Origin of the sequence: Corynebacterium otitidis ATCC 51513, assembly GCF_000296405.1 — a bacterium.
GTDB classification, from domain to species: Bacteria; Actinomycetota; Actinomycetes; order Mycobacteriales; family Mycobacteriaceae; genus Corynebacterium; species Corynebacterium otitidis.
Genome location: NZ_JH815192.1, coordinates 431,005 through 441,628 on the forward strand (window position 1 = coordinate 431,005; position 10,624 = coordinate 441,628).

Annotated in this window: 10 protein-coding genes; 6 read left to right on the forward strand and 4 right to left on the reverse strand. The window is 72.3% G+C overall.

All coding sequences use genetic code 11. The features are described 5' to 3' along the window. Positions 1-63: 63 nt before the first annotated feature. The 4 genes from HMPREF9719_RS01910 (at position 64) to HMPREF9719_RS01925 (ending at position 4,214) form a co-directional block, all read left to right on the forward strand. Positions 64-1,275 carry an aminotransferase class I/II-fold pyridoxal phosphate-dependent enzyme gene (locus HMPREF9719_RS01910; RefSeq protein WP_004600275.1) on the forward strand — a complete coding sequence of 404 codons (1,212 nt, stop codon included), beginning with the start codon at positions 64-66 and terminating at the stop codon, positions 1,273-1,275. A 177-nt stretch (positions 1,276-1,452) separates the two neighbouring features. After that, positions 1,453-2,106 carry a hypothetical protein gene (locus tag HMPREF9719_RS01915; protein ID WP_004600276.1) on the forward strand — a complete coding sequence of 218 codons (654 nt, stop codon included), beginning with the start codon at positions 1,453-1,455 and terminating at the stop codon, positions 2,104-2,106. 178 nt (positions 2,107-2,284) lie between these two features. Further along, the gene (locus HMPREF9719_RS01920; RefSeq protein WP_004600277.1) at positions 2,285-3,184 is read left to right on the forward strand and encodes a 3-hydroxyacyl-CoA dehydrogenase; all 900 of its coding nucleotides are present in this window, start codon (positions 2,285-2,287) and stop codon (positions 3,182-3,184) included. Positions 3,185-3,314: 130 nt separating this feature from the next. Then, complete coding sequence (locus HMPREF9719_RS01925) at positions 3,315-4,214, forward strand: 3-hydroxyacyl-CoA dehydrogenase (protein WP_004600278.1); 900 nt, start codon at positions 3,315-3,317, stop codon at positions 4,212-4,214. A 114-nt stretch (positions 4,215-4,328) separates the two neighbouring features. Here the strand turns inward: HMPREF9719_RS01925 and HMPREF9719_RS01930 are convergent, their stop codons facing one another. The 4 genes from HMPREF9719_RS01930 to bioB all read right to left on the reverse strand — a co-directional run bounded on the left by HMPREF9719_RS01930 (position 4,329) and on the right by bioB (position 8,856). Then, entirely contained in the window at positions 4,329-4,517 is a 189-nt protein-coding gene (locus HMPREF9719_RS01930) for a hypothetical protein (RefSeq protein WP_004600279.1), read from the reverse strand. 247 nt (positions 4,518-4,764) lie between these two features. Further along, positions 4,765-7,488 (reverse strand): choice-of-anchor M domain-containing protein, encoded by a 2,724-nt coding sequence (locus tag HMPREF9719_RS01935; RefSeq protein WP_004600280.1) that lies wholly within the window; start codon positions 7,486-7,488, stop codon positions 4,765-4,767. 91 nt (positions 7,489-7,579) lie between these two features. Next, a complete protein-coding gene (bsaP, locus tag HMPREF9719_RS01940; RefSeq protein ID WP_004600281.1) occupies positions 7,580-7,846 on the reverse strand; it encodes a biotin synthase auxiliary protein BsaP in 267 nt (88 codons plus the stop codon). Between the two features lie 11 nt (positions 7,847-7,857). Further along, a complete protein-coding gene (gene bioB / locus HMPREF9719_RS01945) occupies positions 7,858-8,856 on the reverse strand; it encodes a biotin synthase BioB (RefSeq protein WP_004600282.1) in 999 nt (332 codons plus the stop codon). Between the two features lie 269 nt (positions 8,857-9,125). Between bioB and HMPREF9719_RS01950 the strand changes: the two genes are divergently transcribed. Together HMPREF9719_RS01950 and HMPREF9719_RS09375 are read left to right on the forward strand one after the other, a co-directional pair. Then, positions 9,126-9,905 carry a LamB/YcsF family protein gene (locus HMPREF9719_RS01950; protein WP_004600283.1) on the forward strand — a complete coding sequence of 260 codons (780 nt, stop codon included), beginning with the start codon at positions 9,126-9,128 and terminating at the stop codon, positions 9,903-9,905. A 5-nt stretch (positions 9,906-9,910) separates the two neighbouring features. Then, positions 9,911-10,624, forward strand: a 714-nt coding sequence (locus HMPREF9719_RS09375) for a 5-oxoprolinase subunit B family protein (protein WP_004600284.1), incomplete at its 3' end; no start/stop codon positions are given.

Below are 10,624 nucleotides of genomic sequence, written 5' to 3' on the forward strand. Positions count from 1 at the left end.
CGCTGAACACCGGATATCCCCTCGCCCACCCAGGCGCTACCCGAGCCAAGGAAGGAGGCCGCCGTGGCCTCGACCGACGCCCCGCACCCCGCCAAAGGCCCGCTCGAGGCGGCGTGCGCCGCCGCGCTCGACGAGTGGCGCTCGGCGGGACTCGAGCGCCGCCCGGCGAGCTTCTTAAGCGCGCAGGATCCGGTGTCCGTCGTCGACGGCGAGCGGCTCGTCAACTTCGCGAGCGCCAACTACCTCGGGCTCGCCACCCACCCCCGCGTCGTCGAGGCGGCCGCCGCCGCGGCCCGGAGGCTCGGGGCGGGCTCGGGCGGATCGAGGCTCACCGCCGGCACCACGGACCTCCACCTCGAGCTCGAGGCCGAGCTCGCCTCGTGGCTCGGCTACCCCGACGCGGTGCTCTTCGGCAGCGGCTTCAGCGCGAACGTCGGGCTGCTCGGCGCGCTGGGCGAAAAGGGTCGTCTCGTCTGCTCGGACGCGGCGAACCACGCGAGCATCATCGACGGCGCCCGCGCCGCGCGGCAGGCCGGCGCCGGGCTCGCGGTCTACCCGCACCTCGACGCCACCGCAGCCGAGGAGGCGCTCGCCGCCGCGCCGGACGCGCTCGGCATCGTCGTCACCGACGGGCTGTTCTCCATGTCCGGGGATCTCGCTCCCATCGCCAAGCTCTCCCGCGCCGCGCGGCGCCGGGGCGCGGCCCTCGTCGTCGACGACGCGCACGGCATCGGCGTTTTGGGCGCGGCCGGCCGGGGCGCGTTCGAGGAGGCCGGCGCCGAGCGGCCGGACGTGCTCGTCGGCGCGCTGAGCAAGGCGCTCGGCGGGGAGGCCGGCTTCGTGTGCGCCTCAAAGGAGGTGTGCGAGCTGCTGCGACAGAAGGCCCGGACCTACGTGTTCTCCACCGCGCTGGCGGCGCCGGCCGTGGCCGCGGGGCTCGCCGCGGTGCGCCTCGCCGCCGGCGAGCCCGAGCGCCGCGGGCGCCTGGCCCGGCTCACCACCCGGCTGCGCGGCGGCCTCAAGGAGGCGGGCATCCCCGCCCTGCCCGGGACGGGCCCCATCGTCGCGGTGCCCGCGCCCGGAGCCGGGGTCGCGGTGACGGCCGCGCGCCGGCTGCGCGGGGCCGGGCTCTTCGCCCCGGCGATCCGGTATCCCACCGTGCCCCGCGGCGGGGAGATCGTGCGCGTCACGCTCATGGCGACCCACACCGAGGAGCACGTCGACCGCCTCGTCGAGGAGCTCGCCGGGGCGCTGGCCGCCCCCGCCGGGGCCTAGGAAGAGGGACGCGCCCCAGCGCCCTACCGCGCGCCGCGCGGGCGCCGCGCGGGCGCCGCCCGGCCTCGGCCCGGGGCCGCGTCCGGGGCGATAGATAGTATCCCGGTAGTAACGACGGCCGACGCCTCGAGTACGGGTCCCGGCCTTCCCCCGACGACGACGAAGGGACCGACATCCATGGCCCGGACGACCACCCTGCTCGGCGCGCTGGCCCTCGCGGGCGCGCTGCTCGCCGCCGGCGGCTGCGCCGGCGACGCCGACGACCGCCCCGAGAACGACACGACCTCCTCCTCGGCCGCGGCGAGCGCCACCACGACGAGGAGCAACGAGCGCCCCGCCGAGAAGCCCGACCGCGAGCGCGACGAGCCCGAGGAGGCCGCGCCCGAGGGCGAGCCCGCCGGCTTCTCCCCCGCCGAACCCGGCTCGGCCCCGGACCTCGCGATCTCCTCCTGCGGGGACCCGTCGATCCACGAGCGGGGCACGACGTTCTTCGCCGACGGCACGAGCGGCTGGACCCAGTTCTGCCAGGACCAGATGTCCGGGATCGCCGGCGGCGCGCCGAGCTCGTTCGACGTCTCCCACTGCCTCCCCGCGGGCGAGGCGACCCAGTGGCGCAACACGGTCTTCACCGACGGCTCGTCTGGTTTCACCCAGGGGTGCGCCACCCCGGCGCCCTCGGTGCACTGCCCGGCCAGCGGCGCGTGGGTGCGCCCCGGCGAGGCGTGCCCGCCGGTGAGCCGCGATGAGGTCTCGCCCTGGGTGCGCGGGCAGCTCGAGTGGGCGGAGTGCCTGGAGGCCGGCAACCCCGTCGAGGTGTGCCGGGAGCGCTAACCCATCACCGTCCGGAACCCGGCCCCCCGCGGGCGCCCGCCGGGGCCGGTACCGGCGCCGGCCCTGGCGAGCGATCCGCAACAACATTTGCCTACTAACTACCCCGCGCCTCGCCCTTTGGTTCGGTTATATTCGGTGCCACAAGAAGAAACTCCCTTTCAAAAAGGACGTGGCAGCGATGGCTGCGAAGAAAGTTGAGAAGGTCACCGTCCTCGGCGCCGGCGTGCTGGGCGCGCAGATCGCCTTCCAGGCGGCGTACGCGGGCTTCCCCGTGGTGAGCTACGACATCGACGACGACGCGGTGGAGGCCGCGAAGAAGCGCTACGAGTCCATCAAGCGCAGCTACCTCCTCCACCTCGACTCCGCGACCGAGGAGGCCGTGGACGCCGCCCGGGAGCGCGTGACGCTCACCAGCGACCTCGAGGAGGCGGTCTCGAGCGCGGACCTCATTATCGAGGCGGTGCCCGAGGTCCTCGAGCTCAAGCGCGAGTTCTGGGAGAAGGTCGGCAAGATCGCCGGCCCGGACACGCTGTTCGCGACGAACACCTCCAGGCTGCGGCCGAGCGACTTCGCGGACTCCTCCGGCGCCCCGGAGCGCTTCGTGGCGCTGCACTTCGCCAACCGGCTGTGGACTCAGCGCCTCGCGGAGCTCATGCCCACCCCGAAGACCGACGACGACGTCGTCGACGCGGTCGAGGACTACGCCAAGCGGATGGACATGGTGCCCATCGTGCTGCGCAAGGAGCACCCCGCCTACCTGCTCAACACGCTGTTGGGCAACCTCGTCACCGCCGGCGTGCAGCTGTGGATCGACGGGATCGCCGACTACCGCGACATCGACCGCGACTGGCACCTCGGCCACGGCGACCCGCACGGCCCCTTCCGCATCATGGACATCATCGGGCTGCGCACGATTCTTAACTCCACGCGCACCAACCCCGGCATCCGGGACGCCGAGTGGGGCCAGGAGTTCGCCCGCCGCCTGCAGGAGGACTTCATCGACAAGGGCAAGCTCGGCGTCGAGACCGGCGAGGGCTTCTACAAGTACGACGAGGACGGCAACCCGCTCAACTGGTAAGGCCGCGCCCCGCTGTGCCCCCGCCGCGCCCGCGCCGCCGGCCCTACGGCCTGCAGCGCGATGCCAATAAGCGTGAGTGGGGGTACAACGGAAGGCAGAGGGTTCCGATAGACAAAAGGAGGAAGAACCTATGGCTACGTCCATCAAGAACGTCACCGTCCTCGGCGCCGGCGTGCTCGGCGCGCAGATCGCCTTCCAGTCGGCCTACGCCGGCTTTAACGTCGTGAGCTACGACATCAACGACGACGCGCTCAAGGCCGCGCAGGACCGCTTCGAGTCGATTAAGAAGAGCTACAAGACCGCCCTTCCCGACGAGGCGACCGACGAGAAGCTCTCGGAGGCCTCCGGGCGCATCACCCAGACCGCGGACCTCGAGGAGGCGGTCAAGGAGGCCGACCTCGTCATCGAGGCCGTGCCCGAGAAGATCGACCTGAAGAAGAAGGTCTGGACCGACGTCGGCAAGGCCGCCCCGGAGCACACCATCTTCACGTCGAACACCTCCACCCTGCTGCCGAGCTCGTTCGCGGACGCCTCGGGCGCGCCGGAGCGCTTCCTGTCCTTCCACTTCGCGAACCGGCTGTGGGTCCAGCGCCTCGCGGAGATCATGCCCACCGAGAAGACCGACGAGAAGTACGTCGAGGAGCTCGAGGCCTACGCCAACGACATGCAGATGGACCCCGTCGTCCTCAACAAGGAGGAGCCGGGCTACATCATCAACTCCCTGCTCGTGCCCTTCCTCGAGGCCGGCCAGAGCCTCTGGGCCCGCGGCGTCGCCGACTTCAAGGACATCGACCGCGACTGGACCATCGGCATGGGCGTGAACAACGGCCCCTTCCAGATCATGGATGTCATCGGGCTGCGCACCGTCTTCGCAATCTCCGAGGACAAGATCGAGGAGGCCGGCGCCGGGTGGCGCAAGGAGTTCGTCAAGCGCCTCAAGGAGGAGTACGTCGACGAGAACAAGCTCGGCGTCGAGACCGGCGAGGGCTTCTACAAGTACGACGAGGACGGCAACCGCGTCGACGACTAGTCTCCGCTAGCCGCGAAGCCTCAGCGCCCGCCGCACCGGGTCTTCCCGGGCGGCGGGCGCAGTCATCTCTCGGGGCGCCGGCAGAGAGATCACGCCACGGTCCGCGCGGGGCCGCTATTCGTCGCGGCGGGCACGCCTCTTCTGCAGCAGGTACCTCAACTCGCAAACGATCGAGCACCCCACGAGCGCCGGCCCTGCCCAGAACCACGGCATGGGCAGCCAGCCCGCCACGAGCCCGAGGAAGAAGAGCACCCACGCGGCGAGATTGAGCAACTCGTCGGGCTCGGTCGTGTTCGCCGCCATGGTGTCCTTTCTCGTCGAGGGCCACCCGCCGGGCGGGCCCGAAAGCTCGTCGCGCGGCGGCGCGCCTCGGGCCTCGGATCGGCGGGAATCGTTCTCTCCCCCGCCCACGGTAACGGCCGCCCGAAAGGCGGCAACCAGGGCAGGCGGCGCGGCCGGCGCCGCTACAGCGGGGATACGGAAAACGCGGCCGCCGGGGACCCTGGGTCCGCCCGGTGGCCGCGCTATCGGCTAGCTAGCCCCTAGGTTTCTAGCTCTCCTGGGACTGGTCTCCCTTGCGGCGGCGGCCGAAGAAGACCGCGGCGCCGCCCAGCGCGAGGAGCGCCAGGGCGATCGCGCCGATCGTCGCGACGTTCGCGCCGGTCCGCGCGAGCGAGCCGCCCTGCGCCTCGGCCTGGTGGCCGGCGGCGACGGGCTGCGGCGCAGCATTCTGGCCGGGCGCGGCGTGGGAGCCGGCACCGGGTTGCGCGCCGGGGTTCTGACCCTCGCCCTCGGGCTTGTGCTCGTCGCCCTTCTCGCCGGCGGGGCGGTCCCCGACCTCGGTCGGGTTATCGGGGTCGCCCTTGTCCTCGGGCTGGGCGCCCGGCTCGACGTCCTTGCTCGGTGGGTCGGCCGGCGGCACCTCGTCGCTGCCGGAGCCGTCGGTGGGGCCCTCGGGGTCCGTCTGGCCGGTCGGCGGCTCCTGGCTGCCACCCGGCGGGGTGGGCTGCCCGCCCTCGCCGTCGCAGTTCTCGCCGGCGGGCGGGGTGACCTCGCCGTCCGGGGCGACCTCGAAGGTCACGGTCGCCCAGTCGGTGGCGTTGTCGTCGTTGCCGACCTCGACGGCGCGCACCTTAATGGCGTAGGTGCCGGGCTTCGAGAAGGACCACGAGTTGTGCAGGTGGAAGCGCTCGGGGCGCTCGATGCGGGACGCGCCCTCGCTCGAGGCGAGCATCTCGTGGCTGCGGTCGATCGGGTTGAGGGTGTAGGCCCACCACTTCGCGCCCTCGGGCGCGGAGACCGGCTCGAGCTCGACGGCGTAGTTCGCGTCGCCGGGCGCGTGCTCGGTGCTGAACCCGGGCCACAGCTGGTTGCCGTGCTGCGTCTGGTCGAGGTGGTAGATCTCGTCGCCGGCGTCCTTGAGGAACGGCGCGGCCTCGAGCTCGCGCTCGCGGACCGGGCGGCGCATCTTCTTGTCGACGACCAGGGTGGCCGCCTCGGGCAGGCGGTCGACCCGCTCCTTGGCGTGCTGGCCGGTCTCGTCGCCGACGGCGAGCTCGAGCCCGGCGTCGGTCTCGACGGGGCCGAGGTCCACGTGGCCGCCGTCGATGGCGACGGGGGTCGCGTCCAGGGCGGTCGGCCGGCAGACCTTCACGTCGCCGGACTCGGCCGGCGGCTGCGGGTTCGGCTCGACCGGCGGGGTCGGGTCGGGCTTCTCCGAGGGATCGGGCTTCGTGGACGGATCCGGCTTCCCAGAAGGGTCGGGCTTGTCCGAGGGGCCCGGCTTGGCCGGGGGCTTCGCGTCGCCGCCCTCGCGCGGCACGAACGGCGCCTCGGGGAACTCGAGGTGCAGCGGCTTGTTCGCGGCGAGCTCCTGCCCGCTCAGCGTGATCGCGCCGACGTTGGCGCGGCTGTCCGGGATGAGGGTGAGGTCCGCGGACTTAATCTCCTCGGGCTCGCGGCACTCGGCCTCGTGCTCGACCTGGCTGCGCATCCCCTCGGACGAGGTGAACTGCACGTCCTGGTAGCAGTGCCCGTCGAGGGTGCCCATGACCTGGAAGGTGAGCCGCTCGTCGTCGGGGGTCGCCTCGATGGCGACCTCGCCGTCGCCCTGGTGCTTCACCTCGAGGGTGACGCCCCGGTCGGAGACCTCGACGTCCTCGTCGCGGAACTCGGGCGCGGGGTCCTTGGTCGCCGGGGTGGGGTACTCGCCGGCGGTCTTCTGGGTGCTGGCCTCGTCGTCGCCGCGCGTGAAGCTCAGCGGCTCGGTGACGAAGCGGGGGCTCTCGGCGCCGTCGGCGGGGATGAACACCGCCTGGTAGTCGGCGGCCTGGGAGCCGAGGAACTCCGGGTGGACGGCCTTGCCGCCCTCGACGGGGACCTCGGCGAGGTAGTAGCCGTCGATGAAGAACACGGCGGTGCCGGTGTCCTTCTTGTTGCCCGTGTCGAGCCTCAGCTCGTTGAGGTGCTGGGCGCCGGGGATCTTGGAGCCGTTCTTGTCGTGCTTCCCGATCGTCAGGGTCGGTTTCGCCTCGCCCTCGGCGGGCGCCTTGTCGAAGGCGGCCCGCACGTCGCCGATGCCGTCCTCCTTCGGGGCGGTGCCGCCGACCTGCCAGACGAGCGTCTGCGGCTCGGAGGCGACGAAGTTGCCGTCCTTGTCGCGGGTGGAGGCGCGGAACTGCAGCTCGTAGCGCCCCGGCTTGGAAAAGCTCGTCCGGTTGTGGGTGTGGGTGCCGGGCTTGATCCACGCGGAGCGCAGCCCCGGCTCGTGGCTGGAGAGCAGCCGGGTGACGGGGAAGTCCTCGTCGGTGGCGGTGTGGTAGTCGACCCGCCCCGGCCCGTCGAAGCCGACGAGGTCGAGGGTGAAGGAGCCGTCCTTGAAGCCGTCGGCGGGGATGTTGGTGTCGGCGCCGAAGCCCGACCAGATGGACTCGCCGCTCGACCAGTAGGCGGGCGCGTCCCAGATGAGGTCGCCCGGCTTGCCGAGGAACGACTGCCGCGGGTCGTCGTCGACCTTCCCGATGTAGGAGGCCTTGGCGCCGGGCTGCCCCTTGCTCAGCCAGTTGACGGTCTCCTCGATGGGGCGGGTCTGCCGGCCCGCCTCCGAGCGGAGGTTGAAGCCGCCGTCCTGCCAGAAGATCTTGGGGCTGTCGACGTGGCGCTGGGTGGCCACGAACTTGCCGTCGTCCGGCCCGGCGAGCGCCGGGGTCGCAAGCCCCCCGGCCGCCAGGGCGGCGACGGCGACGCTGACCGCCACGCGGCGGCCGCTCGTCATCGTTTTCACGTATCCCTCCGTGGACTGTGTCGGTGATTCCGTTATTGGAATTGAGACTCAGTGTAGCGGAGGTTCAGCGCGCCCCGACGAGCTACTCAAGGAGCTCGGAATCGAGGCTCCCGTGGCGCGAGCAGGTCGCCTGCCAGCCGGACGGGCGGACCTGCACTTTCATGCGCCGGCCGCACAGCTGGCAGTAGCGCGGCGGCTCGAGGCCCGCGGCCGCCCCCGGGCTCAGTCGCGTCGCGTCCGCGGCCGGCCCGCCGCTGTAGGGGTGGAATTTCGGCGCGTCGCCGAGGACGACGGCCTCGGCGAGCTCCCCTAGAAGCCCGCGCTCGCGGGCGAGTCGTGCATCGACCATGACTTGTTGTCCTACACGACCCGGTTGAGGACCTTGAGGGGCAGCTGCACCTTGCCGAGCATGTCGAGGTCCTGCTCCGCGGGGCGGCCCAGGGTGGTGAGGTAGTTGCCGGCGATGAGCGCGTTGATCCCGCCGAGCAGCCCGGCCTCGGTGCCCTCGGGGCCAAGCGCGAGCTCGCGGCCGCCGGCATACCGGATGATCTGCTTGGGCAGCGCGAGCCGCAGCGCCGCGATGGCGCGCAGCGCGTCGGGGGTCTCGATGACGGGGTAGTCGGCAAACGGGGTGCCGGGGCGGGGGTCGAAGAAGTTGAGCGGCACCTCCTCGGGGTCGATGCGCTGGAGCTCCGCGATGAACTCGGCGCGCTGCTCGAGCGACTCGCCCATCCCGATGATCCCGCCGGAGCAGATCTCCATGCCGGCCTCGCGCACGAGGTCGAGGGTGTCGCGCCGCGACTGCCACGAGTGGGTCGTCACGACGTTTTCGAAGTTCGACTTGGCGGTCTCGAGGTTGTGGTTGTAGCGGTGCGCGCCCGCCTTCTTCAGGCGGAAGGCCTGCTCGCGGTCGAGGATGCCGATAGAGACGGAGACCTCGATGTCGACCTCCGCGTGGATGGCGCGGATGGCCTCCTCGACCTGGCGCATGAGCCGCTCGTCGGGCCCCTTGACCGCCGCGACGATGCAGAATTCGGTCGCGCCGGTCTTCGCGGTGTTCTTCGCGGCCTCGACGAGCTCCGCGATGTCGAGCTGCACCGCGCGCACCGGGGTCTCGAAGCGGCCCGACTGGGAGCAGAAGTGGCAGTCCTCGGGGCAGCCGCCGGTCTTGAGCGAGATGATCCCCTCGACCTCGACCATGTCGCCGCACCACTTCAGCCGCACCTCGTGGGCGAGCGCGAGCGCCTCGGGGATGTCGTCCTCGGGCAGGGTGAGGACCTCGAGGACGTCCGCCTCGCCGATCCCCTCGCCCCTGTCCAGGGCGGTCTCCCTCGCCCGCTTGAGCACCTCGCTAGCCATCGGCCCTCTCCTTAAATCCGTGAGTCGATCGAACCGTGCCACCCCTCGACCCGGGCGCGCCGCGCGGCCGGGAGGGTTGCGGGGATCACACTAGCCGCAAGGCTGAACGTCGTTCAATTCGGGCGCGGCCGAGGACCTGCGCCGCCGCGGGCGGCCCCTCCCCGGCCGCGGACACGGGTGCGCGCTAGAGTGGCGCACAGCATTGTTCAACAATCTGCGTGGCGGGGCTTACCCTCCCGCCGCCGCGAGACCTGACAAAGGAGGCACCCATGTCCGGCACCGCTGCGGGCGCCCGCATCGACCTCAACGCCGACCTCGGGGAGGCCAACGGCGGCGTGCCCGTCGCCGACGACGAGGCGATGATCGCGCTCATCTCCAGCGCGAACATCGCCTGCGGCTTCCACTCCGGCGACGCGCGCACCATGCGCGCCGCAACGAGCGCCGCGGCCAGGCGCGGCGTCGCCGTGGGCGCGCACGTCGCCTACCGCGACCAGGCCGGCTTCGGCCGCCGGTTTATCGACTACGACCCCGAGGAGCTCGCCGACGAGGTGCTCTACCAGATCGGCGCGCTCGACGCGATCGCCCGCTCCCAGGGCACGAGGGTCGGCTACGTCAAGCCCCACGGCGCGCTCTACAACGCGATCGTCAAGAACCGCGAACAGGCCCGCGCCGTCGTCGCGGGCGTGCGCGCCTTTAGCGACCTGCCGATCGTGCTGCTGCCCGGCGGCGTCGCCATCGAGGAGGCGGAAAACGCGGGCTTAACCGTCGTGCGCGAGGCGTTCGCCGACCGCGGCTACACGCCTGAGGGCACGCTCGTTCCCCGCGGGAAGCCCGGCGACCTCTTGGACGGCGCCGACGCCGTCACCGAGCGGGTCCTCGGGCTCGCGAGCTCCGGCACGGTCACCGCCGTGGACGGCAGCGTCGTCGACGTCGCCGCCGACTCCATCTGCGTGCACGGCGACTCCCCCGACTCCGTCGCGATGACCGAGGCGATCGTGAAGGCCCTCGACGAGGCGGGCGTCGAGCTGCGCCCCGCGGTGGGGGCCTAAAAAAGATGGCCGACATCGAGATCAGACCCGTGGGCCGCCGCGGCCTGCTTATCGAGCTCCCCGACCTCGACGCGGTCGCCGCGTGGCGCGCCCAGCTCTCAGGCTCCCCGCTGGACGGCCAGGTCGACGCCGTCGCCGCCGCCCGCTCGGTGCTTCTCACCTTCGACGCGCCCGCCGCCGCGCACGCCGCGCGCGACACTATCCAGGGCCTCGAGCCCGGCCCGCCCGACCAGTCGGAGGCCCGCGTCATCGACGTGCCCGTCGTCTACGACGGGGAGGACCTCGCCGAGGTCGCAGACGAGCTCGACCTGTCGGAAGAGGCACTCGTCGAGTGGCACTCGGGCACCCAGTGGACCGCCGCGTTCGGCGGCTTCGCGCCCGGCTTCGCCTACTGCGCGCCCGCCGACGCCGACCAAGCTCGCTCGGTCGCCAGGCTCGAGTCGCCGCGCACCGCGGTGCCAGCGGGGGCGGTGGGGCTCGCCGGGGAGTTCTCCGCGATCTACCCGCGCACCTCGCCGGGCGGCTGGCGGCTCATCGGCTCCACCGACGTGGCCCTCTGGGACGCGAGCTCCGACCGGCCCGCGCTCATCGCGCCCGGCGACACCGTGCGCTACCGCCCCGTGCGCGAGGCCGCGCGCCTGAGCAGCAGCGAGGAGGACGGCGCGGGCGAGGCCGCCGGGACGGGCCCCGGCGACGCGGGCGAGGCCTCGGCCAATCCC